General features: G+C 75.5%; 16 protein-coding genes. 8 read left to right on the forward strand and 8 right to left on the reverse strand.

Annotated features, from left to right (window positions below):
• Positions 1 to 296 precede the first annotated feature (296 nt).
• Together ACA361_RS37495 and ACA361_RS37500 are read right to left on the reverse strand one after the other, a co-directional pair.
• Positions 297 to 2,291: a PQQ-binding-like beta-propeller repeat protein gene (locus tag ACA361_RS37495; protein ID WP_375019873.1), complete on the reverse strand. Its 1,995-nt coding sequence runs from the start codon at positions 2,289 to 2,291 to the stop codon at positions 297 to 299.
• Positions 2,292 to 2,399: 108 nt separating this feature from the next.
• Complete coding sequence (locus tag ACA361_RS37500) at positions 2,400 to 3,050, reverse strand: hypothetical protein (RefSeq protein WP_375019874.1); 651 nt, start codon at positions 3,048 to 3,050, stop codon at positions 2,400 to 2,402.
• Positions 3,051 to 3,322: 272 nt separating this feature from the next.
• Here ACA361_RS37500 and ACA361_RS37505 point away from each other — a divergent pair, with 272 nt between their 5' ends.
• A complete protein-coding gene (locus ACA361_RS37505) occupies positions 3,323 to 4,504 on the forward strand; it encodes a hypothetical protein (RefSeq protein ID WP_375019875.1) in 1,182 nt (393 codons plus the stop codon).
• Positions 4,505 to 4,519: 15 nt separating this feature from the next.
• On the opposite strand, the gene ACA361_RS37510 is transcribed toward ACA361_RS37505, so the two are convergent.
• The 6 genes from ACA361_RS37510 to ACA361_RS37535 all read right to left on the reverse strand — a co-directional run bounded on the left by ACA361_RS37510 (position 4,520) and on the right by ACA361_RS37535 (position 12,869).
• The gene (locus tag ACA361_RS37510; protein WP_375019876.1) at positions 4,520 to 5,089 is read right to left on the reverse strand and encodes a hypothetical protein; all 570 of its coding nucleotides are present in this window, start codon (positions 5,087 to 5,089) and stop codon (positions 4,520 to 4,522) included.
• A 446-nt stretch (positions 5,090 to 5,535) separates the two neighbouring features.
• Positions 5,536 to 7,725, reverse strand: coding sequence for a transglutaminaseTgpA domain-containing protein (locus ACA361_RS37515; protein WP_375019877.1), 2,190 nt, complete (start codon positions 7,723 to 7,725; stop codon positions 5,536 to 5,538).
• On the reverse strand, positions 7,722 to 8,858 hold the full coding sequence (locus tag ACA361_RS37520) for a DUF58 domain-containing protein (RefSeq protein WP_375019878.1): 1,137 nt from the start codon (positions 8,856 to 8,858) through the stop codon (positions 7,722 to 7,724). The genes ACA361_RS37515 and ACA361_RS37520 overlap by 4 nt, the downstream gene beginning before the upstream one ends.
• A 3-nt stretch (positions 8,859 to 8,861) precedes the next feature.
• Entirely contained in the window at positions 8,862 to 9,854 is a 993-nt protein-coding gene (locus ACA361_RS37525; RefSeq protein WP_375019879.1) for an AAA family ATPase, read from the reverse strand.
• Positions 9,855 to 9,870: 16 nt separating this feature from the next.
• On the reverse strand, positions 9,871 to 11,784 hold the full coding sequence (locus ACA361_RS37530) for a hypothetical protein (protein WP_375019880.1): 1,914 nt from the start codon (positions 11,782 to 11,784) through the stop codon (positions 9,871 to 9,873).
• A gap of 179 nt (positions 11,785 to 11,963) precedes the next feature.
• On the reverse strand, positions 11,964 to 12,869 hold the full coding sequence (locus tag ACA361_RS37535) for a sigma-70 family RNA polymerase sigma factor (protein ID WP_375019881.1): 906 nt from the start codon (positions 12,867 to 12,869) through the stop codon (positions 11,964 to 11,966).
• Between the two features lie 508 nt (positions 12,870 to 13,377).
• Between ACA361_RS37535 and ACA361_RS37540 the strand changes: the two genes are divergently transcribed.
• From ACA361_RS37540 to ACA361_RS37570, 7 genes are all read left to right on the forward strand, one after another.
• Complete coding sequence (locus ACA361_RS37540; protein WP_375019882.1) at positions 13,378 to 15,558, forward strand: serine/threonine protein kinase; 2,181 nt, start codon at positions 13,378 to 13,380, stop codon at positions 15,556 to 15,558.
• A gap of 196 nt (positions 15,559 to 15,754) precedes the next feature.
• Positions 15,755 to 17,071, forward strand: coding sequence for a KamA family radical SAM protein (locus ACA361_RS37545; protein WP_375019883.1), 1,317 nt, complete (start codon positions 15,755 to 15,757; stop codon positions 17,069 to 17,071).
• A 223-nt stretch (positions 17,072 to 17,294) separates the two neighbouring features.
• Complete coding sequence (locus ACA361_RS37550) at positions 17,295 to 17,765, forward strand: hypothetical protein (protein ID WP_375019884.1); 471 nt, start codon at positions 17,295 to 17,297, stop codon at positions 17,763 to 17,765.
• Positions 17,766 to 17,985: 220 nt separating this feature from the next.
• A complete protein-coding gene (locus tag ACA361_RS37555) occupies positions 17,986 to 20,187 on the forward strand; it encodes a DUF4132 domain-containing protein (protein ID WP_375019885.1) in 2,202 nt (733 codons plus the stop codon).
• Positions 20,188 to 20,240: 53 nt separating this feature from the next.
• Positions 20,241 to 20,546, forward strand: a complete 306-nt coding sequence (locus ACA361_RS37560) for a hypothetical protein (protein WP_375019886.1) — start codon at positions 20,241 to 20,243, stop codon at positions 20,544 to 20,546.
• Between the two features lie 93 nt (positions 20,547 to 20,639).
• Positions 20,640 to 22,736 carry a serine/threonine-protein kinase gene (locus tag ACA361_RS37565; RefSeq protein WP_375019887.1) on the forward strand — a complete coding sequence of 699 codons (2,097 nt, stop codon included), beginning with the start codon at positions 20,640 to 20,642 and terminating at the stop codon, positions 22,734 to 22,736.
• A complete protein-coding gene (locus tag ACA361_RS37570; protein ID WP_375019888.1) occupies positions 22,723 to 24,063 on the forward strand; it encodes a serine/threonine-protein kinase in 1,341 nt (446 codons plus the stop codon). The genes ACA361_RS37565 and ACA361_RS37570 overlap by 14 nt, the downstream gene beginning before the upstream one ends.
• Positions 24,064 to 24,066: the final 3 nt, after the last annotated feature.

Genomic DNA, 24,066 nt, shown 5'->3' on the forward strand with positions numbered 1-24,066 from the left:
CCGGCCTGCCCCTGGGCAGGAGCGGCCGGCCCCGCGACCCGCGTATCCGGCGGGGCTCCAGGAGCGGATGCCCACTGTGGGCGGGTGACGTCCGCTGCTTGCATTGTTTACGCCCCCTCTCCGGCGGGCCGCCCGCCGGTCGGCACGACCGGCGGTGAGACGCCTCCCGAGTACAGCTATGCCACTACGGGCTGGACCGTCCGTGAGAGGTGGCGATCGTCAACCAGAGGCGGGGAAAGTCACGTCACGAATCGGAAACGACCGGCGAAACGTGTCGTCGGCGCGCGGGCGCGCGCTCATCTGGGCAGGGCGCAGAGCCGCGTCGGGTCGACGCAGACGAGGATGCGGTCGCGCCACACCTGGGCGTGCGCGCCGGTCTGGCGTCCCAGCGGATGGCTCCAGCGCAGCCGGCCGCTCAGCGTCTCGATCGCGTAGAGGCGGTCGTGCTCCGCGGCGGCGTAGACGGTGCCCGCGGTCGCCGGGGCGGCGGCCGACAGCGGCCCGCCGGTGCCGAACCGCCAGCGCACCCGTCCCGTCCCGGCGTCCAGGGCGTGCAGGCGGCCGGACTCGTCGCCGGCGAACACCAGCCCGTCGGCGACCGTCACCCCGCCGGTGACGCGGCCGCCGATGTCGCGGCTCCAGCGCACCGCGCCGGTGGCCGCGTCCAGCGCGTGGACGTGCCGCGCGCCCGCGGTGTACACGAGCCCGGCGTGGACGACCGGAACGGTGTCGGCCGCGCGGAACCGCCATTCCACGGCGCGGGCCGCGGGGTCGACCGCGACCAGGCCGCCGGCGGCGACGTACAGGAGTTCGTTTCCGGCGACCGGGTCGAGGCCGCCCTGGCGGGCCGGCCCGCCGGCTGCACCGGGGCGGGGCAGCGCCAGTCTCCAGCGGCGCGCGCCCGTGCGGCCGTCATAGGCGGCCAGGTCACCGCCGCCGTCGTACAGGTAGACCTGCTCGCCCAGCACGACCGGGGCGCCGGTGCCGCCGACGGCGGGCTCCCGCCACCCCGCGACGGGCGAGCCGTCGGATGCCCGTACCGCGCGCAGCCGCTCGTCACCGAACAGGACGGTGCCCGCCGTCACCGCCGCGCCCGGGCGGACCGGCTCGCCGCCCCCGGCCGTCCACAGCGTGTCGCCGCGCGCGCAGCCCAGCGCGTGCAGCCCCCGGGTCGAACCGACGTAGACGACGTCTCTCGCCACGGTCAGGCCGTCGAACCGGTGGCCTTCGTCGGCACCGCGGTACGTCCACAGGGGCGTCCGGCCGTCCGGGCGGGGCCGCCGCCGCGCCGCCTCCTCCTGGGGCCGGCCGTGCGCCGACGACTTGAGGACCATGAGGAAGGTCGTGGACAGGCCGAACGTGGCGAAGCTCCGCCGCCCGAACGCCGCTATCTGCGCGCCGCATCCCCTGGGGGACGTCCTGCCGGCGTCGCCGGCGGCCGCGCCGCGCAGCCGCCGTTTCCGCGAGGAGACGGGCGCCGCGCCGAACCTCCGGACCAGTTCCTCGGCCGAGGGGCGCCGCCCGGGTTCGAGCGCGAGGCAGCTCGCGATGATGTCGTGGAGTTCGGGGTCGCCTTCGAGGACGGCGCGCAGCTCGTCCAGCCGCGGCCGCTCGAACTGCGTGCGGTACAGCAGCACCTGCGTGGAACCGCTCCCGAAAGGGCTTTCACCCGTGGCCGCGTAATAGAGCAGGGCGCCGAACGCGAACACGTCGCCCGCGCGGTCGGAGACCCGCTCGCGGATCCGCTCGGGCGGGAGGTAGCCGGGGCTGCCGACCAGCGTGCCGGACGCGGTGTCGGCGGCGGCCCCTTCGGGACGGGAGATGCCGAAGTCCACCACCCGCGGCCCGTCGGGCGTGAGCATCACGTTCGACGGCTTCAGGTCCCGGTGCAGCGTCCCGGTCCGGTGGATGGCGCTCAGCACCCGGGACAGGGCCTTTCCCAGGGCGCGCACCGACGTCGCCGGGGCGGGGCCGCGCGTCTCCACCGCCTGCCGCAGGTTCAGGCCGGGCAGGTAGACGGTGGCGAGCCAGGGTTCGTCCGCGTCCAGGTCGTGGTCGACCACCGGCGCGATGAACGCGGGGTCGACGCCGCGGGCGGCGGCGATCTCCCGGGCGAGGCGCTCGCGGTGGTCCTGGCGCTGCGCCAGGCGCGCGTGGACGACCTTCACCGCGACGAGGTCCCCGGACGGCCCGCGCCCCAGGAACACCCGGCCCGTTCCGCCCGCCCCCAGCCGCCCGATCAGCCGGTACTCGGCGACGCGTACCGGATCGTCCGGGCGTAGTGGCTGCATTGCGCTCCCTGTCACGGCGCCATGATCTTGGATGATAGGTGACGAACGGCTCGGACACGACGCCGCGGCCCCGCCGATCCGGCGGGGCCGCGGGCGGCCGGCGGACGGTCAGGGGCCGCCGGTGCGGGACGGGCGGCGGGCGGGCAGCAGGGCGAGGTGCTCCTCCCGGACCAGCCCGAAGCGCAGGGCCGTGTCCACCACCGCCGTGCGCTTGCCGTCCAGCCTCTCCTCCTCGAAGGGCTGCTTGATCCGCAGCTTCTGCTCCGCGAGGTAGTCGATGTGGAAGTTGACCGCACGGACCGAGAGCTTGCGGCCGGGCAGCTCGCTCAGGCGCTCCATGACCTGGCGCGAGGGCGGGACGGCCGTGAAGGACTCGCCGCGCAGGCGCGGTTCGCACAGGGCGACCAGGACGAGGAAGTAGGTGGCCTCCTGGTCGAGCGAGAAGGCCGAGACGGTCGTCGAGCCGTCCAGCTGCTCGGCCAATTCCATCCCGGACGATTCGACATAGAGGTGCTGCGGCGCGTAGACCTGGAACGAGGTGTCCATTCCCTGGGCCGCGAACACCACTCTTGAAAATTCAAACGGAATGGGACAGGACGCGCGGCGCGGCGTCACCCGCAGGTATTCTCCGCCACCCTCGGGATTCTCCACCACGACGGTGATGCTGTCACTGAAATTGCTCAGCCTCCAGTGGTCCTCGACCGCGAGGATCTCTCCCGCCAGGCGCGGCACCGAGGGATTGTCCAGGCGCAGGTCCACCGGTACGCCCGGGGCGCCGCGCCCGAAATTGAGACTCTCTCCGGGGGCAAGTTTCCTGCGCACCGCGTCATGTCTCTTATTCGACGGCAAGTACACTAGGACGCTCGACATTTACCACCTCGTGGAATTTTTCCGCTTCGAGGGTTAAACTCCTCTATGACTCTACAATGAACCCGTCCGCGGTATTCCGTCGCCCCTGACGCTCGCCCCCGGCCCGGCGCATCGTCCCGCCCATGCCCATATCCAGCGGATCCTACGGGAGGAAGATCGACATGGCAGCAGGCAACGCCTCCGGCGAGGCGACGGACTTCTGGGCGAGCCTCGACGCGGGCCCGGCCCTCGAGGACGCGCCGGGCGAAGCCGCCGACCAGGACAAACTCGTCGCCGGGCGCCGTACCCCGCCGCCCCCGCCTCCCTCGCCGCCCGCGTCCGCCGCGCCTCCCGCGCCCCCTGCGCCTCCCGCCCCGCCCGCTCCCGAGCCGCCTTCCGCACGCGAGCCGGCCCCCGCGCCCGCCGAGCCGGAGACGGCGCCCGAGCCAGAGCCAGAGTCGGCGCCGGAGCCGGAACGGGCTTCGGCGGCGGAGGCGCCCGGCCGGTCCGTGCGGCGGACGCCCGACGGGCCCTCGCCGCGCGTGGCCCGCACCACTCCGGAACGCTCCCCGGAGCCGTCCCGCACGCAGCAGGACGCCTCGCCCGACCAGGTGTGGCGCGCCGCGGAGGAGATCGCCCGTTCGGTCGCGCCGCGGCTTCCCGAGCTGCTCGCCGAAGTCCTCACCCGGTTCACCGGCGGCGACGAGGCGATGGCGCGCCGCGTGTACGACGTGCTCGGCGGCTGCCACCTGCTCGGCGAGCTGTGGCGGGACGAGAGCGTCGAGGAGGTGCACGTCCGCGGCACCGAGGTGACCGTCTGCGGGCGGACCGGCACGCGTCCGGCCGCCGGATTCCCCGATCTCGCCACGGCCCGGCGCGCCGTCGCGGCGTTCGAGGCGGGGCCCGGGAAGCGGGAGGCCACCGTCACCAGGATCGGGGACGCCGTGGTCCTGAGCCGCGTCCCGGCGGCGGGCCCGGACGCGACGTGGCTCCTCACCGAGGGCGTCATGACCGAGGACCAGCTCTCGCAGGTCAGGATGGCGCTGCAGCACATGCGCGCGGTGAGCGTGGTCGGCCCCGCCGCGCGGATCGTGGTGCGCGCGCTCGCCGCCCTCGTCCCGGCGGGGAGCCGGGTCTTCCTGGGCTCGTACGCGACGCTGCCCGCGGGCTGCGTCACCGCCGCCAGCCCGATGGAGGCCGACTACGTGATCGGCGTCCGTCCCGGCGCGCTGGCCGAGGAGATGGCGGCCGAGGGCCAGGTCGGCGCGCTCATCGCCAACCCCGAGACGCAGGTGCGCGGGGCGCTGCGGTTCGCCGTCCCCGGCCCGTCCGCGCACCCGGGCAGGCTCAGCCAGATGCCGTGACCGCCGGGCCGCCGGTCACGTTCCAAGGACGTCGCTCACCGGGTGGCCCGCGGCGGGCGGGGAGTCGTACCACCCCTCGCCGGACCGGCCGGGGTTCGGGCGAGCCAGGTGAGAGGCGTGGCTCGGATGCGGCTGCTCGCGTATCTGCAGGACGCCCGCCCGCGCCACCGCCTGCAGCAGCGGCTCGGCGAGGGCGGTCAGCGGGACCCGCCGCGCCTGGCCGGGCCATCCGGCCAGGCGCGTGACGCGGCGCGTGCCCGCCGCCCCGCGCACCTCGTACCCGCGGATCGAGGACGCCCAGAGCGTGCCTTCGGGGGTGTCCAGCACCCGTTCCGGGCGGTCGCCGGGGGCGACGGCCACCTCGCCGAGCGCCCAGCCCGTGCAGCGGGCCGCGTCCGCGAAGGCGACGACCTGGTCCAGCTCGCGCCGCAGCCGCGCGAGCCCGGCGCTCTCGAACGAGGCGGGCAGCCGGCCGAGCGCGGCGGCGCCGTCGCATCCCAGCCGGCCGGCGATCTCGGCCACCCGCTCCAGCACGCTGCGGTGGACGAGGGCGAAGCCCTGCCCGTTCACGGTCATCAGCGCCATCTTCGCGCGATCCTGCGCTCCAGCCATCATTCCCCTCTCGCAGGGCGTCCGTCCGGGGTCAGCGGCGCTCTCGGCGGTCCCATCGAGGAAGCCTCCGTCCGAGCGGTGCCGGGGCCGGCCACGCGGTCGGGGTCGGGGAGATCCGAGGAGATCCGCGTCCATCCGAGGTCACCACGGCACGACGGCGGCCTGACGAACAGGGCCGGTATTCCCGGTATCACCGCGATGACACGGGGTCCGGCCGCCCTTCCGGGCATCGGCGGGCCGGCGCGTACGGCCGGCGGGTGATCGGTCAACGCCGCGCGCTCTCCTTCGCCGTCTCCTCTTCGGTAGGCCGCCTACCATGTCACGGTCGACTGTCCTCTCCAATCGGCGATCCGCACGAAATTCGCGCGAATCCGTTGCAGTACTTGCCGATTCCGGCCACCACGCGAATAAAGAATTCTTTACTTTCGCGGAAGGGGCGCCCGGAACGGCGCGCGCGGGTTCCACCACCAGGACAGGCGGCGCGGCAGCGGGGACGATCTCCGCAGCCCGGTGGACAGCGAGCGGACCTGCCCGGACGCGAACGCGGCGTCGTCCGGCGTGACCTGGCCTCCGAAGCCCGCCGCGTTCACCAGCACGCCCAGGCGGCGCAGCGGGCCGGGATCGGTGTCCGGCGAGCGCGCCGCGAGCAGGCCGACCACGTCCGCGGGCGTGGCGGAGGCGGGCACGGCGACGCCCGCGAGCCGCATCGATGCCAGCAGCTCCGTCCAGGCGGCCAGGACCCGCCGCGGTGCCGTGCCCCGCCGGGACGCGCGCATCCCGCGCAGCCGCAGCAGCGGCATCACCAGCAGGAAGAGGAGGAGCAGGACGAGCGGGGGAACGGCCAGCCAGCCGTACCCGCCGCCGCCCGACGACGGCCCGGCGCCGTCCGCGCCGCCGCCGGCCGCCGCGTCGCGGGCCTGGTCGTCGCGGGCCTTGGCGTCGCCCGCCGCCTGCTCCCGCGGCCGCGGGGGCACCTTGGAGCGCCGCCGCGGGTTGGGGTCGTAGGGGACCCAGCCGACGTTCTCGTAGTAGACCTCGCCCCAGGCGACCGCGTCGCCGGTACGGATCACGCGCCGGTCGCCGGCGCCGCCCGCCCCGAACCCGACGACCACCCGGCTCGGCAGCCCGGCCGCGCGGGCGAGGACCGCGAACGCGCTGGCGAACTGCTCGGACGTGGCGCCGCCGCCCTTGCGGCCCGGCGCGACCAGCAGCCTGCCGAGCTCGGCGTAGCCGTGCCCGCCGCTGGAGCCCGGCTGGAACGTGTAGGAGTCGCGCAGGTACTCGGCGATCCGGGACGCGCGCTGGTGCGCGCTGCCGTCGCCGGCGGCCGTGCGGGCGATGTCGTCGAGCCGCGCGGGGGCGCCCGGCGGCAGGCGCAGGTAGCGCTCGTACCCGGTGCCGGAGGCGGCCGCGACGTCCGTGCCCTTCCAGCCCCTCCAGTCCGGGACGGTCCCGGCCGCGGTGTACGAGCGTCCGGTCACCGCGCCGTCCAGGGAGAGGAGCGTGCCGGAGACCGCGTCGTGGCCGACCGCGATCCCGTCCACCCGGGTGGCGATGCCCGGGACCGGCACCCAGTCGCCGGGCAGGTTCCCGACCGAGACCCGTACCGTGGCCGGCTGCGCGCGCGGCGGGTCGGTCTCGGCGGGCGGCAGCACCGGCCCCGCGGGACGGTAGCTGCTGTCGGGCAGCCACACCGGCCCGGTGAACTCCGCGAGCGTGACCCAGCGGAGGTCGGTCCGCGCGCCCGACACCGTCATCAGGGGCACCTCGGGGTGGCTCGCCCACGCCGACAGGTAGGCCAGCGGGTTGCGCACCTCGCGCGGCTTCTCCGGCGCGTCGGCCTGCCGGCGCGGGTCGTCCGCCCGTACCGGCCACCCTTCCAGCACGCCCGGCGCCGCGACCGCCGTCGCGACACCGGGGAGGGTCACCGCGCACGCCACCGCCGCGCCCGCGGCCACCACCCGGGGAAGCGAGCTCCGCCGCGAGCCCGCCGCCGGGGGCGGGTCGAGCAGCCGCAGCGCGAACCCGGCCCGCTCGGTGTCGGGCGCGGCGCGCGGCGCCGACGCCAGCGCGAGCGCGCCGGCGCCGGCGAGCAGCGCCGCCGACCAGTAGCCCGGCCCGGTCGCCTCCGGGTTGAGCGCGGCGGCACCGCACAGGAGCACCGTGCCGGGCAGCAGCGCGGGCAGCACCCGGCCGTCGCGGCGCAGCACGGTCGCGATCGCCCCGGCGAGCCAGACCGCGAGTACGGGGAACGCCAGCAGGTCCACGGTCGCCGGCGGGTGCGGCGCCGTGGTCAGGATGCGGGCACCGGAGTGCAGCACGGCGTCCACCGCCGCGGGCAGCGGCTCCTTGACCGGCCCCGGGAACCGGACGGCGAGCACGACCAGCGCGAGCATGGCCACGGGCAGCCCCGCCGGTACGGCGAGCGGCCCGAGCCCGCGCAGCAGCCGGTGCGCCGCCGAGGTGACGGCCACCGCCGCGAACGCCGTACCGGCCAGCACGGCCAGCACCGGCCCCGGCCGCTCGTACCCGGCGGCCAGCAGCGGCGCCGACGCGGCCGCGGCCATGGCCACCGTGCCGGCGGCGAGCACCGTCCGCCCCCGGCTCACCGCGTCCACCAGCGGCTCTGGTTCCAGCCGGCGGCGAAGTCCTCCGGTGTCTCGGCGCGCAGCAGCCGCACGCCGGGGGGCGGCGGCGGGGGCTCCGCGCCGGAGCCGGTGCCGATCAGGGCGGCCAGCGACAGGACGCGCCGCGCGGCGAGGGCCTCCAGCGCCAGAGCGACGTCCTGCGGATCCGTCGCGGCCGGCAGCAGGACGATCGCGCGGCCGGCCGGGCCGGAGCGCAGCCGCGCGCAGGCGGCCGGGAAGTCCGCGTCAGGGCGGGCCACCGCCTCGGCGAGCAGGTCCAGGTGCGCGGTCGGCCCGGCGGCCGCGGGCGAGTGCCCGCCGCCGGCCAGGCGCAGGTCCACCGGCAGGTCCGGGCCGGACAGCACGATCGAGGCGGCCGCCTCGGCGAGGTCGTCGAGCTCCGCCGGGCCGAGTCGGTCGTCCACGAGAACGGTGACGCCGGGCCGGGCGGAGTCGGCGTGCTCGCGCACCATCAGCCGGCCGCGCCGCGCCGAGGTGCGCCAGTGGATCTGGCGGACGTCGTCGCCGGGCGCGTGCTCGCGCAGCCCCGCGAACGCGCCCTCGGTCGCCCGGGTCGCCGCCGCGGAGGTGTCCCGGCCGCCGGCACCGGCCGCGGGCAGCAGGGCCAGCTCGTGGTGGCGGGGATGCACCAGCAGCCGCACGGTCTCGTCCTGCGCGGGCCGGACGGCCCTGGCCAGCCCCAGCGGATCGGTGCGGACCAGGCTGAGCGGGCCGACCTCCAGCGCGCCCCGCCGCTCCGCGGTCAGCTCGTACCGCATCTCGGCGCGCGCGGGGCCCAGCGGCAGCACGAACGTGCCCGCGGCCGCGGTCACGCGCTCGGCGGCGGTCACCCGGCCCATGCCCGCCCCGCCCGCCGCGACGATGACGGTGACGGACTCGCCGGCGCGCACCCGGGCGTTCGTGACGCGGCGGTGCGCCCGGATCTCGCGGGGCGGCCGGGCGAGGGCCATGGCCAGCCCGACGGTGGGGAACGCCAGCGCGCCCAGCGCGCCCGGCGCCAGGTAGCCCAGGCCGAGCCCGCCGCCGGCCAGGACGGCCCCGGCCGCGAGCAGCCCCCAGCCCCGGCGGGTGGGACGCGTCGTGCCACCTGCCACGCGCTAGCGCCGGTTCTCGTGCGGCCCCGGAACCGGGACCTCGGCGAGGACCTCGTCCAGCAGGACGGCGGCCTCCTCCGCGGTGGCGGCGCCCGACAGCGGCACCAGCCGGTGCCCCCAGACCGGCCCGGCCAGGGCCTTGACGTCCTCGGGGGTGACGTACACGCGGCCGTCGGCGAGCGCGTACATGCGCGCGGCCCGGCACAGCGCGATGGACGCGCGCATCGACACCCCGGCCCGCAGCCGCGGATGCCGGCGGGTCCGCTGCGCCAGCCGCAGCACGTACTCGTACACCGGGTCGGCGAAGATGACCCGGTCGGCGATCGCGGCGAGCCGCGCCATCTCCGTGCCGTCCAGGACGGCGGACAGGTTCTCGGGCGTGGTCTGGAGCGCGCCGCGCATCAGCGCCAGCTCGGCCTCCTCGCCCGGGTAGCCCAGCGACAGCCGCATCAGGAACCGGTCGAGCTGCGCCTCGGGCAGCGGGAACGTGCCCTCCAGGTCGATCGGGTTCTGCGTCGCCACCACCAGGAACGGGCTCGGCACCGGGTGCGGCGACCCGTCGACCGTGACCTGCTCCTCCTGCATGACCTCCAGCAGCGCCGACTGCGTCTTGGGCGAGGTCCGGTTGATCTCGTCCACGATCACGACGTTGGCGAAGACGGGGCCGGGGTGGAACTCGAACTCCCGGCTCCGGTCGTTGAAGATCGTCACCCCGGTGATGTCGGACGGCAGCAGGTCGGGCGTGCACTGCACGCGCCGCGACGTGCCGCCGGTCACCGCCGCCAGCGCGCGGGCCAGCGTCGTCTTGCCCATGCCGGGCAGGTCCTCCAGCAGCACGTGCCCGCCCGTGGCGAACGCGGTGAGGACCAGCCGCACCGTCGCGGGAGCGCAGCGGGCCGCCGACTCGATGCCCGCCGCCATCCGGTCGAACGTGTCGGCCGCCAGCACCGCCTCCTCGCCCGTGATCGCGGCGTACCCGGCCGTAGTCGTGCTCAAAGTGGTCCTTCCGATATCAGCCGCAGTTGCCCCAGCCGGACGACGTGCTCGCGCCGCCCCCGCCGCCGGAGAAGCGGACGCAGATGCCGGGCGCGTGCACGTACACCGGTCCGGCGTAGTACTTGAACGAGCCGCTGTCGTAGCCGACCTCGCCGCCCTTCTGCTCCTGGAGCCGGACCCACACGCTGGTGCTCCTGCCGACGTTCGTGCTCTTCATCGTGACCGCGCAGTTCTTCTTGGAGGCGGCGCTGTAGAGCTGGTAGACCGTCCCGCCGGAGAACTTCAGGGAACGCTGGACGACGAAGCCGCCGCCCCCGCCGCCGCTGTTGCACACCTGCGCCGCCGTGTACGGGTTCTTCGTGGCCGTGGGCTTCGGCTTCGGCTTGGGCGTGGTGGGCTTGGGCGTGGGCTTCGGCGTCGTCGGCTTCGGCGTCGTCGGCCTGGGCGTGGTGGGCCGCGGCGTCGTGGGCCGCGGGTCCGGCGTGGACGGCGCCCGCGTCGTGGGGGCGGGCGTCGACGGCGCGCGGGTCGTGGGCGCCGGCGCCGACGGCGTGGACGGGGTGGCGGACGGCGTCTCGGCCCGCCCCGGCGGGCTCACGGGCGGCGCGGGGTTCACCGGCTCCGTCCCCGGCCGGGGATCGGGCTCGGGCTCGTCACGGTCACGGTCGCGGTCGTCCGGGCGGCCCCGGTCGTCCGGGATCGAGGGGACGACCGGCAGCGCCGGGTCCGGGAACCGCGGCTCCTCCTGCGGGGCCTCCACTTGCGGCGGGCCGTTGTGCCCGGGAACCGTCTCCTCCTGGCGCCCCTCGCCGTCGCCGGTGCCGTCGGGGTACTTGCCGACCGGGCGCGCCCGGCCGTCGGCGCCGACGACCTGCGCGTCCGAGGTGCCCGGCGCGTTCACGAACAGGTTGCCCTCGCGGACCTGGAGCTCCAGCTCCCCGCGGCCCTTGGGCATGGTCAGCACGCTCGTCTGCCGGCCGGCCGGGTCGTACACCCGGACCTGGCCGGTCTCCCGCACGGGCACGTACACCTTGCCGGCGAACGGCACCGCGGCCTCCTGCACCGGGTCCTGCAGCGGGAACTTCAGGAGCGGGCCGCCCTTGGTCACGTCGCCCAGCGTCACCACCGAACCGGCGGCGGGAACGGTGACCGCGGCCAGCGTCCCGTGCGTGCGCTCGGGGACGAGCGCGCCGGCGAGCGGGATCGGCGCCGTGACCCGGCGGGTGTCGTCGCCGGTCGCGACCACCAGGTCGCGGCCGCCGCGGTCGACCACCAGCGCGCCCTTGTCCAGCACGCTCAGCGCGAGATCGCGGCCGGGCTCGGCGACCTCCGCGGTACGGGTGACGGAGGCGCCCTGCGCGGACACCTTCAGCGCCGCGACCGTGCCCTGCCGGGGCACCGCGACCCACAGCGTCCCGGTGGCGTCGAACCCGCCGCCGACCACCGGCCCCGGCAGCTGCAGGACCGCCCCCACCGGGCGCAGCGTGGCGGGGTCGAGCGCGCGCACCGCTCCGCTGGTGCGCTCGATGACGGCGGCGGCGTTGCGGCCCATCGCCAGGTGCGGGTCGCCGCGGGTGCCGACGTCCAGCCGTCCCGACAGGCCGAGGCCGCTCAGGTCGAGCGAGGACACGCGGCCGCTGTCGAGGTCGTGGATGAGCAGGTGCCGGTCGTTCTGGGTGACCTGCACGCGGTGGCCGCGCGCGTCGGTCACCTGACGGCGCTGCTCCACCCGCCCGTTGTCGGGGTTGACCTTCGCCACCTCGCCCTGCGTCCGGCTCCACAGCCAGGCGCTTCCGTCGGACGCCTCGGTGGCGTGCCCGATCCGGCCGCCGCCGAGCAGCGTCGCGACCAGGGCCAGGGTGATGAGCACGGCCGCGCTCCAGCCGCCGATGCGTGCCCGTGCGTTCGCCGCGGTTCTTCCCCGGGTCATCAGAGGCACCCCTTCGTCGTCCCCGCACGGCTCCGCCGCGCGAGCGTCACACCCGCACCAAAAGGTGCCAGAACCGGTCGTCCGGAACAACCCGAACTGTGCATCTAAAAAGCGGCGAACGGCCCGCGGCCCTCACCCGCGCCGCCCGGCACGGCGAGCGCCCTGGCCGTCCGCCCTTCTCAGGAGACCCCTGACGACATGTCCGCGATCGTCTCGCCGAGCTTGGCCAGCGCCTTCCGCTCGATGAGCCGGACGCCCTCGCGGGACAGCCCGAGCCGCTGGCCGATGACGCGGAGCGACTGCTCCGGCTCGCCGTCGAGCCCGAACCGCCGCGCCAGTACGTACTGTTCGCGGGGATCGAGGTTCGGCAAGTCGTCACCGATGGCGCTCAGGTCGAGGCGGAGCAGCACCCGGTCCTCGGTGGACGGCGAGGTGTCGGCGAGCCAGTCCTCCCACGACATGACCTCCTCGCCCGGGTCCCCGCCGGTCGCGTGCAGCGTCTCCAGGCGCGGCGGGTTCAGCACCCGGCGCACCTGCGCCTCCGTCACGCCCGCGCGCTTGGCGACGGCGGCGTGGTCCACCGGCGCGTCCGGCCCGGCCTCCTCCAGGCAGGCCCGCTCGGCGGCCAGGATCGCGGGCCGCTTCTCGAAGTCGCCGGGGACGAGGTTGGGGTGGTCGGCGTCGCGGACCGCGCGCAGCACCTCCCGCTGGATCGGCTTGAACGCCCAGTGGGCGAAGGACCCGCGGGCCGGGTCGTACGAGGAGATCGCCCAGAGCAGGCCCACCTTGCCCGCGCTCTCGAAGTCCTCGACGTGCTCGCTGGACGCGGAGGTGAACATGGCGACGTACCTGCGGACGAGTCCGAGGTTCGTCTGGACGATCTCGTGTGTGACGTCCTCCAGGGCATGCTCGGCCCGGCGCAGGGCCGGTTCCAGGCGGGCGTCCGGGTCACCGGCGTCCAGGAGGTCGCGCAGCGCGGTGATCTGCTCGAGAAGCTCTTTGCGGCGCGCGAAGAGCTCACCGTTGCGAGCGCGGAAGTCCTCAGGCGCCGGATGCCCGGCACTGATCGACTGCACGGGGTTCATCCGTCTCCCTCGCCACGTTGCGAGTGGTGGATAATCGCGGGGGCAGCGCCGCCGCCGATTCCTCGGCGGCGACCTGGTGGACGAGAATGGCACGCGAGCACCCGCCGCCACCCCTGGAAGGTTCCAGGAGTGCACGATGACCTCGTGTTTTAGCGCGCGGGCATGGGGGGCGCGGTGCTGAGAAGCGGGCGGACCCCATCCCCGATTTCCGCGCCGGACGCGGTCCGCCCTTCCGCCCGGCCCGTGCGGTCCCCGCGGACGCCGTTGGCCGCCGGCCCCGCACGGGCCAAGGTCGCCTTTGACTGTGCGCGCCGATCCCGGACCGTCAACCATGAACGGCGATCCGAGGCCGGCGGATTTCGCCACCACGGGTGGAACGGTGGTTCCCTGTGGTGCCGGGAATGGCGGTGACGCCGCTCGCCTGCACTGTCCATTCGAGAGGAAACCGGATCGAAACCGGATCGAGCCACGGTCCGGCCGACCACCACAGCGCTGAGGACTACGTGTGATGACTACTGCGCCCAACCTCGTCGTGGCGGGAGACAGGGGCCTGTCACAGAAGCTGCGCGGCACCGGACGGTTCCCGGCCGTTTTCGAGGCCGCGTCCGCCACCGAGCTCCGGGAGCTGTCCAAGAGCGGCAGCGTGCGCGCTCCGGCGGCGTTCATGTTCGCGCCGGGCTTCGACGAGGACATCCCGGGCACCGGCGTCGTCCAGCTGGCCAACGGGCTGGCGGCCGGGGGCTTCACCGTGCTCGTCCACAGCCACTTCACCGAGCGCGGCGACCGCTTCGACCCGCGGGTCATCGCGGCCACGCGGCCGATGAGCGTGTCCGACCTGCTCGCGGCGCTCGGCGCCGCCGCGCCCGCCGCCACCGCGCCGGCGGGCTACGCGGAGCAGGACCTTCACCCCGCGCCGCCGCCGGAACCCTGGGACCCGCCCCAGGCGACGCCCGCACCGCCCGCGCCGCCCGCCGCCGCGCCCCCGCCGGCGGCGCCGCCCGCCGCGCCCCAGGGGCCGCCGGAGCAGACGATCGGCGACCGGCCGCTTCCCGAGCCGGCGGCCCCCCAGGCCGTCCCCGCCGAGACCGCCGAGACCGGCGAACCCGGTGACGAGCGGGTGGCGCCGGACATCCCGCCGGAGTACCGCGAGCCGTCGGTCCTCCACCGCGGTTCCGGCTCGGTCACCTACCGTGCCGTTCACGAGGAGTCCGGCATCGCGGTCGCGCTCCGCGTGCGGCACGACGGCGCGGAGATCCCGCCGGACGAGCTCGCCGCCCTCGAACGGGCCTCCCGCGACGACCACGCCGTCACCCTGCTCGACGCCGGCCGCACCCCGGCCGGGCACCCGTACACGGCGTCGGTGTACTGCCCCTCGGGCGCGTACGCGCCCGCACCTCCGCTGCCCCTCCACGACGCGGTCGGGATCGCCGTGGCGGCGGGCAGGGGCCTGCACGCGCTGCACGAGGAGGGCCTCGTCCACGGCGACGTCCGGCCCGGCAGGATCATGCGCGGCGCCGAGGGGCCGCTGCTGACCGGGGCGGCCACGCTCCGGGGCCTCGCGCCGCACCCCGCGCCCGGTCTCCTCGAACCGGTCGACCCGGACCGCGTCGCCACCGCGTTCGCCGCGCCCGAGGTGCTGCGCGGGTCCGCGACCGTGGCCTCCGACGTGTACGGCCTGGGCGCCACCCTGTGGGGCCTGCTGGCGGGGCACGGCCCGTTCGTCGCCGCCGACCGGACGGCCGTGCGGGAAGGGGCGGCGGACGAGGCGGTGCCGCCGGTGCCGCGCGGCGACGTGCCGGAGTGGCTCGCGAACGTCATCGCGAGGGCGATGGCGAGCGAGCCCGGCGACCGGTACCCGTCGGCGCAGGACCTCGTCGGGGCTCTCGAAGAGGGGCTGCGGGACGCCCCGGCGCCGTTCGCCGAGGCCACCCGGGTGGACGCGCCGCCGGCCGCACCGGCACCGCCCATCGAGGTGTTCGAGGCCCCGGTGCCGCACGCCGAGACGACGACGCAGCTGAGCCCGCCGGGCGTCCCGGCGCCGCCCACCGACTGGGAGGGGCTGACGGGCTGGTCCTGGGACGACACGGCACCGGACCCCGGCGACACCCGCGGCCCCGGCGAGGCGGCGTTCCCCGCCACGGCGCCCTCCATGGCGCCGCGGCCGCGCGGCGGCGGCCTCCGCAAGCCGCTGCTGGCCGCCCTGGCGGTGCTCGTGATCGGCGGGGTGGGGGTCGGCGGGGCCGCGCTGCTGGCCGGCGGGGGCGAACCGGCCGATCCGCGGCCGCAGGCGAGGGCCTCGTCCCCGGCCCCGGCCGCGTCCCCGGAACGGACGGCGCGGCCGGCGTCCCCGCAGGCCAAGCCCACGCGCAAGCCCTCGTCCCCGCCGACGGCGGTGCGCCCGGCCAAGCAGTACGTGCCCGGCCAGGTCCGCATCGTCGACGGCCGGGTCTCGATCGAGGTCACCTGGGCGGACCGGAGCGGGGGACGGGCCGCGTACTATGTGGTAGGCGGACCCGCCGGACACACCCCCTCCACTCTGGCCAGCGCGCCGCCGGGAACGGCGAAGGTCATGGTCACCGCACTGAATCCGAGCGTTGACTACTGCCTGACCGTCGTCGCCGTCGTGGACGTCGACCGGGTCGCCCATGCCGAGCCCGTCTGCACTCATCGCGTGAAGCGGGGCGGCTGACCCGATAAACCGCGCGGGCGTCCGCCGCGCGCCCGCTTGCCGTTCGAGGAGGGCTCCGGACTGTAGCCAGTTGAGTCACGGCCCAACTTCGATCAACGTCAAGCCGGCCACCTGCGCCAACGGTCCCGATTCGTCCACTGTCCGCCATGCGGCCGCCTCCGGGCGCACTTCCGCCGATTTCAAGGAGATCCAACACGTGACACTGGTGAACGACGCGGCTCCCGCAGTGCGATCTGCTGGTCGCAAGTTCCGCGCCTTCACGGCGAAGCATCTGGACGAGCTGACCCGGCGGGCCGGGCTGGGCCCGGCCGAGCGGCTGGCGACGCGGGCGGTGGCCACGGTGCTGCCGTTCCGGACCAACTCCTACGTGCTGGAGGAGTTGATCGACTGGTCGGCGGCGCCCGATGACCCGATCTACCGGCTGGTGTTCCCGCTGCCCGACATGCTGCCCGCCGACGATGTCGCGCGGTTGTCGGACCTGCTGAGCCGCCAGGCGCCCAAGGCCGAGATCGAGGCGGCCGCGCACGCGGTGCGGATGCGGCTCAACCCGCACCCGGCCGGGCAGATGGAGCTGAACATCCCCAGCTTCGGTGACGGGAAGATCCCCGGGCTGCAGCACAAGTACGACGAGACCGTGCTGTACTTCCCCAAGCAGGGCCAGACCTGCCACGCCTACTGCACCTACTGCTTCAGGTGGGCGCAGTTCGTGGGCGAGCCGGATCTGAAGATGGCCGGTGACGACACCGCCCAGCTGCGCGACTACATCCTGGCCCACCCCGAGGTCACCAGCATCCTGTTCACCGGCGGCGACGCGATGATCATGGGTGAGCCGGTGCTGCGCCGCTACATCGAGCCGCTGCTGGAGCTGGAGCAGCTGGAATCGATCCGGATCGGCACCAAGTCGCTGGCCTACTGGCCGCAGAAGTTCGTCACCGACCCCGACGCCGAGGCGATGCTGCGGCTGTTCGAGCAGGTCGGTGAGGCGGGCAAGAACCTGGCGTTCATGGCCCACTTCACCCACCCCCGCGAGCTGGAGCCGCTGGTGGTCACCGAGGCCGTGCGCCGCATCCGTGACACCGGCGCGATCATCCGCACCCAGGCGCCGCTGATCCGCACCATCAACGACGACCCGGCCGTGTGGAACTCGATGTGGCGGACCCAGACCCGGCTGGGCATGGTCCCCTACTACATGTTCGTCGAGCGTGACACCGGCCCGCAGGACTACTTCGCCGTCCCCCTCGCCCAGGCCTACGAGGTGTTCCGGACCGCCTACAAGGACGTGGCGGGGCTGTCGCGCACGGTGCGGGGCCCGTCGATGTCGGCCACTCCCGGCAAGGTCTGCGTGGACGGGGTGCTGGAGCTGCACGGCCAGAAGGTGTTCGTGCTGCACTTCATCCAGTGCCGCGACTCCGACCTGGTCGGCAAGCCCTTCTTCGCCAAGTACGACCCCGAGGCCGTCTGGCTCGACGACCTCAAACCCGCCTTCACCGACACCTTCCCCTGGCAGAACTGAGCCACCGACCCCTCGGTACCACCCCTGGACGGCCGGCCGGGCCCTCCCCCGGCCGGCCCGCTCCCCACAAATCGACATTCCATCGCATTACCGGCACATAACCGACATGAATCCTCGCCGGTGGCATTTTCGGGTCCCCCGGCGCGGTTGCCGAATGGCGCATTCCCCGGACAGGTCTTAAGCATCACCAGCATCGGCCTGCGACGGCACACCGGAGACGCTCATGAGCCTGTTGGAACTCGGGAAACTCGGAAACGCGCCGATGGAGGCGACCCGCGACCACGGCACCGGACTGCCGAACGAACGCGCTCTGAACCGGTTCCTCGCCTCCGGACGCGACGGCCACTGGGCCCTGCTGACCGTCGGCGTCAAGGGCCTCGCGAGCGCGGACGATGAGCGTCGCACCGCGGTGCTGCGCGCCCTCGCCGCCCACCTCGGCGAGATCCTCAACGACACCGTGGCGGTCTACCGGGCCGGCGGCGGGCTCGCGATCCTCGTCGGCCCGGGCGAGGACCTGTACGAGACGCGGCACGGCACCCTGCTGCTGGAAAAGGCGATCACCCGCAAGCTGGCCGAGCCTTTCCCGCCGTACACCGCCGTCACACTGCCGGCCTTTTCGATCCGCTCCTCCACGGACCTCCTGTCACGCCTGCGCCCCGCAACCGCCGAGCAGTACGCCGCCCGAAACGCCTGAACCGCATTTCGCGTAACCATTTCCCCCGGCTCTCCGAGCGGTTGACTCGTGGCGTGTCGCCCCCGCGCGGGCGCCCCTACGGGGACACCCGCCACGAGTCGACCTCATGGGCGGCGGGCGGGTAGGCGGCCGGGAAGATCTCGGGGGGAGGAACGCGGGTCGCGTAGGGCGCGTCCGACTTCGCAATATTCGTGAGTTTCGCGACGTCGGAGGCCGGAGAATGAGCGAAGAGCTGCCCGCGTTCCTGGTGGATCCGCCCTGGGAACGGGAGGCCCGCGAGCACCGCGCGGCCGTCGAGGCCGAGCGGGCGAAGGAGGTGCCGCTCGTTCCCGGGCTGGAGCCGCCCGCCGCGCAGAGCGTGGAGTGGGAGCCGGGCGAGCGGGAGGAGTGGCGGGCGGCGCGCCGCTGGTCCTTCACCTCCCGGAGGGAGAAGGACCTCTTCGAGGCGGGCGGCTGGGAGGGGATCGTCCGGGCGTACCGGGACGGCGAGCTGACCTACCCGCCGAGCCAGGCCGGCATGTTCGCGGGCGCGCCCGAGGAGCTCGTCCGGCCGCTGCTGCCCGGCTGGCGGCCGGCTTTCAGCGGCCGTTCCGCCACGGGTCTCAAGGTCCTGGCGGCCCGGTTCGAACTCGACGTCCTCCCCGTGGTGGTCGCGAACGCCAGGTCCAGCGCGTACGACGCCGGACCGGCGCTGATGCCGTTCCTGGACGCCGAGGTCGCCCGGATGATGGCCGACTGGTTCGTCCGGCTGAAGTCGGCGCGGCGGATCTCCCGCGCGTGGTTCGCGCGGCACGGGACGGCGGCCGTGCCGTTCCTGGTGCCGGACGCGCTCGGCAAGCGGCGCGTCCCTCGCGAGAAGGCCACGGCGGCGCTCGCGCTCATCGCGTCCGAGCACGGCGCGGAGAGCGTGGTGGAGGCCGCCCGGGCGTACGGCGAGCCCGCCGCCGCGGCCGTCGAGCGGCTCCTCGGCGGTACGGCGCCGGAGGCGGTGACCAAGGGGCCGGTGTCCAAGCCGGCCAGGCCGCTGCCCACGACGTGGCTGGACCGGGCCGGGCTGCCGGCGGTGCGCCTCCGGAACGGCCGGACGCTGCCGCCCGCGGCCGTGGAGAACCTCATCGGCGCGCTCACCCTCTGCCCCGGCGTCCGGTGGAACGGCCCGGCGCTCATCTACCCGGGGCTGCGCGAGGTCCTGGACGAGTGCGACCCCGCCTCGCTGGCCGCGTTCGGCTGGGCGGTCGTGGAGGGCTGGATCGCGGCGGGCCGGCCGAAGCGCAACCGCTGGGTCGCCGACCAGCTCGTCTGGCTGGCCGACGACGAGGTCGCCCTGCGGCTGGGCGCCCACGTCCGCAAGCGGCCGAACGACTTCGGCGCCCACGCCGTCGGCGTCCTCGCCGACATCGGCACCGACACGGCGCTGATCCAGCTGCACCGCATCGCCCGGCGGGCGACGCCTGGCATGCGCCGTACCGCCGAGCAGCGGCTGGCCTGGGCGGCCGAGCAGCGCGGCCTGACGGCGCACGAGCTGGCCGACCGGCTCGTCCCCGATCTGGGGCTGGACGGCGACGGGACGCTCGTCCTCGACTACGGCCCGCGGCGCTTCACGGTCGGGTTCGACGAGCAGCTGAAGCCGTTCGTGGTGGACGAGGCGGGCAAGCGCCGCAAGTCCCTCCCCAAACCGGGCGTCAAGGACGACGCCGAGCTGGCGCCCGCCGCGTACGGCCGCTTCGCCGAGCTCGGGAAGGAGGCGCGCGCCGTCACCGCCGACCAGGTCACGCGGCTGGAGCGGGCGATGGTGTACGCGCGCGAGTGGAGCCTGGACGATTTCCGGCGCTACGTCGTCGAACATCCGCTGCAGCGGCACATCGCCCGCAGGCTGGTGTGGGCGACCGAGGGCCTCCCGTTCCGGATCGCCGAGGACCTGACGCTCGCCGACATCGACGACGAGGCGGTGACGCTGCCGGAGGGCGCCCGGGTCTGGATCGCGCATCCGATGGAGCTGGGCCACGAGGAGTTCGGCGACCTGGTCCCGGAGTGGGCGAAGGTGTTCGCCGACTACGAGATCGTCCAGCCGTTCTCGCAGCTCGCGCGGCCGATCCACCTGCTGACCGATGACGAGCGGCGGACCGGCCGCCTCGACCGCTTCGCGGGCACGACCGTCTCCACCGGCGCGCTGCTCGGGCTGGCCCGGAACGGCTGGGAGCGCGGCCCGGCCGAGGACGGCGGCGTCCAGACGACGATGGTCCGCCGCGCCGGGGACCTCTTCACGCTGGTGATCGACCTGGATCCGGGCATCGCGGCCGGCGCGGTCGACCTCTTCCCCGAGCAGACGATCCGCGGGGTGAGCTTCAGCGAGCCGCCCGGCGACCTGAACGCCCCGGTCGTCTTCTCCGAGTTGCTTCTCGATCTCTACAACCTGGCCTGAAGCCGCAGGTCATGACGGGGGTATCGGGTTCCGGGCCGGGTAGGGGGTCCGATATGAGCCGAAATGAGAAGCATGCACGCGAGGTCGCCGAGGAACTCGCCGAGCACCCCGAGGACCCGCGGTTCCGGAACCGGAGGCCCGGGGTGCGGGCACCCCGGACGATCTCGCGCGAGGACGCCGACGCCGACACCGCCGGGCTGATCGGCGGCACCGGCACCAGCGGCGGCGGGGGCCCGCACGCCGGATCCGACTTCGGCCGTACGGAGGGCCGCCCGCTGGTCGACGTGCCGCCCGACGACGATCTCGACGACACCGTCCTGGGCGCCGAGCCCCGCCCGGCCGACGACGACGAGAGGTGACGGGAGAGGACTTCCCGGAACGGTCCGGACCTTCTAGTCTCCTTCTCCAGGAACACGCTTCGTGAGCGGTGCCATCCGCGGAGTGGAGGGCGGGTGGAGGCGCTTCGGGCGGGCGATCCGGACCGGATCGGCCCCTACCGGGTACTGGCCCGGCTGGGCGCGGGCGGGATGGGCGTGGTGTACCTGGGCCGGTCGCGCGGCGGCCGGACGGTCGCGGTCAAGGTCATCCGCACCGGCTTCGGCGATGACGCGCGCTACCGCGCCCGGTTCCGGCGCGAGGTCGACGCCGCCCGCAAGGTCACCGGCGCGTTCACCGCGCCGGTCCTGGACGCCGACCCGGACGCCGCCGAGCCCTGGCTGGCCACCGCGTACCTGCCCGGGCCGACGCTGCGCGAGGCGATCGGCGCGCACGGCCCGATGCCGCCGGACGCGGTGCGCGCCTTGGGCGCCGGGCTCGCCGAGGCGCTGGTGGCCGTGCACGGCGCGGGCGTCGTGCACCGCGACCTGAAGCCGGCGAACGTGCTGCTGACCGCCGGCGGCCCCAGGGTCATCGACTTCGGGATCGCGCGGCCGGAGGACGCGACCGCCATCACGCGGGCCGGGGCGCCGATCGGCACGCCCGGTTTCATGTCGCCGGAGCAGGTCACCGGCGAGGAGGTCGGCCCTCCGAGCGACGTCTTCACGCTCGGCGCGGTGCTCGCGTACGCCGCGTCCGGCAGGGAGCCGTTCGGCAGGGGCCCGGCGCGCTCCCGGCTGTACCGGGTGATGACCGTCCAGGCGGATCTGGACGGCCTGGACGGCCTGGACGGCGCGGGCCACGCGGAGCTGCGCGACCTGATCGGGGCCTGCCTGCGGCGCGCGCCCGGGGAGAGGCCCTCGGCCGCCGAGGTGCTGGACCGGCTCGGCGGCACCGGCGACCTGTCCTTGCAGGGCACGGCGTGGCTGCCGCCCCCGGTCGCGGCCGACGTCGACCGGCGCACGGCCCTTCCCGTACCGGACATGGCGGGCGCGGAGCCGCCGGACGCCGCCGGGCCGCACGCTCCGGCCCCGGCACGGCGGATCCCCCGCCGTGCGGTCATCGCCGGGATCGGCGGGGGCGCGCTGGCGGTCGCGGCGGGCGGCGCGATCGTGCGGGGGGTCGGCCGCGGCCCTGGCGCGTCCCCGGAATCCCCAGAGTCCCCGCGCGCTTCGGCGACCCCACCGCCGCGGGCCGTCGCGCGCTGGAAGGTGAAGGTCGGCGACTACTACCCGGACCTCTACGCCGCCGCGGGCGTCCTGCTGGCGCGGACCGACGACGAGACCTTCCACGCGCTGGACCCGCGTACGGGCGAGGTCCTGTGGAAGCGGCGCGCGGCCGGGATGTCGACGGTCGCCGGGGACATGGCCTACCTGGTCGACGAGGACCTGGACCTGCACGCGGTGCGGCCCGCCTCGGGGAAGGCGCGCTGGACGTTCTCCGCGCCGTTCGGGAACTTCCCGATGCCGGGCCCCGCCGTCACCGGGCGGGTCGCCTGCATCGGCAACTACCGGAAGAAGCAGGTCAGGGCACTGGGGCTGGACGACGGGCGGCTCCGCTGGACGGCGGACGCGGCCGCCGAGGAGGGCATCGCGGCGGGGGACGGCGTCGTCGCGGCGATCGGCACCAAGGTGACCGGCCTGGACGCCGGCACCGGCCGCGAGAAGTGGACGTACGAGATCGACCAGGGGCGCCACCCGCGCTTCGCCCACGGCCTGTTCCTCGTCGCCGACAGGAGCTCGACGGTGCACGCGATCCGCGCGGCCGACGGGAGGCCCGCCTGGCGGCGCCCCGGGGGCGGGCAGGGCTTCCTCCTCCAGGCGGGCGGCGGCCTGGTGTTCAGCGACGCGGGCGGCGGCCACCTGCTCGCCCTCCGGGCCGCCACCGGGGAGGTCGCCTGGACCCGCCGGCTCGGCACGGGCGAGGGGTCGGACTACGGCCGCGGGAACGCCCTCGGCCTGTCCGGCGGCACCCTCTACGTGGGCTGCACCGACCGTAACGTCTACGCCCTCGACGCGGCGACCGGCCGGATCCTGTGGACGTACGGCGCGGACATGACGCTCACGTCCGGGCCGGTCGGCATCGGCGGGCTGGCGTTCACCGCCACCCGGGACGGCCACGTCCACGCCCTCGCCCCGCCCGCCGGGAGCGGGGGCCCGCATGCGGCCCCTTGAGCCCGGCGACCCGCGCTCGCTGGGGAGCCACCGGGTGCTGGCCCGGATCGGCTCCGGCGGCATGGGGACGGTCTACCTCGGCCGCTCGCCCGGCGGCCGCGCGGTGGCGGTCAAGCTGGTGCACGCCGAGCTGGCCGCGGACGCCGACTTCCGGGAGCGCTTCCGGCGCGAGGCGGCCGCCGCCCGTACCGTCGGGGGCGGGTTCACCGCGGCCGTCATCGACGCCGATCCGGACGCCGCGGTGCCGTGGCTGGCGACCGAGTTCCTGGCGGCCGTACCGCTGGACGAGGCGGTACGGATCGCCGGCGCGCTGCCGGACGCCGCGGTGTGGACGCTGGCCGCCGGGATCGCCGAGGCGCTGCGCGCGATCCACCGCGCCGGAATCGTGCACCGCGACCTGAAGCCGGCGAACGTGCTGCTGACCGCCGACGGCCCGCGCGTGATCGACTTCGGGATCGCCCGCGCGCTCGACGCCGCCACGATCACCCGTCCGGGCGAGCGGGCGGGCTCTCCCGGCTTCATGTCGCCGGAGCAGGTCGCGGGCGCCCCGGCCGGGCCGCCGGCCGACGTGTTCTCGCTGGGGTCGACGCTGGCGTTCGCCTCCACCGGTGCGGAGCCGTTCGGCGCGGGCCCGTGGCACGCGAAGATGTTCCGCATCGAGTCGGCGGCGCCGCGCCTGGACGGCATCGCCGACGGCGACCTGCGGGCGCTGATCGCGTCCTGCATGGACCGCGATCCCGCCCGCCGCCCGTCCGCGGAGGACCTGGCCGGGCGGCTCGCCACGCCGCCGGCGCCCGGCCCGCTCCCGCCGCCGGTCGTGGCCGAGATCCAGCGGCGGGCCCGTGAGGCCGAGAACCCTCCGCCGCCCCGCGCGCCGCGCCGCCTCCGCCGGCCTCCGCCGCTTCCCGCGGCCGCCGCGGCGGCGATCGTGCTGGCCCTCGGAGCCGGTGGCGCGATCATCGCCTGGCCCTCGCCCGGGAAGGACGCGGCGGGCGCCCGTCCCCCGGCGGCACCGGCGACCGCGACCGTCCGGACGACCGGCGCGAGCACCCGCACGCTGGAGCTCTACCTGACCGGTGACACCAGGCTCACCTCCCTGACGTTCACGGTGGACGGCCGCGCCACCACGCTGGAGAACGTGCGGCTGCCGTGGCGGCGGACCTTCCGGATCCCGGCCCTGCCGCGGCGGACCGCATGGCGGCTGCGGTACAGGTTCCCGCCCGGCGAGGTCAGGTGGCGCGTGCTCGTCGACGGCTTCCAGGCCGCGAGCGGCGGCAGCTCCGCCACCGGCCGTCCCGGCAGCGGGGAGGGCGACGGCACCCACTGACGC

This window comes from Actinomadura sp. 21ATH (assembly GCF_041951345.1).
Lineage (GTDB): Bacteria > Actinomycetota > Actinomycetes > Streptosporangiales > Streptosporangiaceae > Spirillospora.

Excerpts from the sequence above, each read along its gene's own strand:
- ACA361_RS37530 (WP_375019880.1), bottom strand. The coding sequence starts at position 11,784 with ATGACCCGGGGAAGAACCGCGGCGAACGCACGGGCACGCATCGGCGGC.
- ACA361_RS37510 (WP_375019876.1), bottom strand. The coding sequence starts at position 5,089 with ATGGCGCTGATGACCGTGAACGGGCAGGGCTTCGCCCTCGTCCACCGC.
- ACA361_RS37560 (WP_375019886.1), top strand. The coding sequence starts at position 20,241 with ATGAGCCGAAATGAGAAGCATGCACGCGAGGTCGCCGAGGAACTCGCC.
- ACA361_RS37550 (WP_375019884.1), top strand. The coding sequence starts at position 17,295 with ATGAGCCTGTTGGAACTCGGGAAACTCGGAAACGCGCCGATGGAGGCG.
- ACA361_RS37535 (WP_375019881.1), bottom strand. The coding sequence starts at position 12,869 with ATGAACCCCGTGCAGTCGATCAGTGCCGGGCATCCGGCGCCTGAGGAC.
- ACA361_RS37495 (WP_375019873.1), bottom strand. The coding sequence starts at position 2,291 with ATGCAGCCACTACGCCCGGACGATCCGGTACGCGTCGCCGAGTACCGG.
- ACA361_RS37540 (WP_375019882.1), top strand. The coding sequence starts at position 13,378 with ATGACTACTGCGCCCAACCTCGTCGTGGCGGGAGACAGGGGCCTGTCA.
- ACA361_RS37570 (WP_375019888.1), top strand. The coding sequence starts at position 22,723 with ATGCGGCCCCTTGAGCCCGGCGACCCGCGCTCGCTGGGGAGCCACCGG.
- ACA361_RS37555 (WP_375019885.1), top strand. The coding sequence starts at position 17,986 with ATGAGCGAAGAGCTGCCCGCGTTCCTGGTGGATCCGCCCTGGGAACGG.
- ACA361_RS37505 (WP_375019875.1), top strand. The coding sequence starts at position 3,323 with ATGGCAGCAGGCAACGCCTCCGGCGAGGCGACGGACTTCTGGGCGAGC.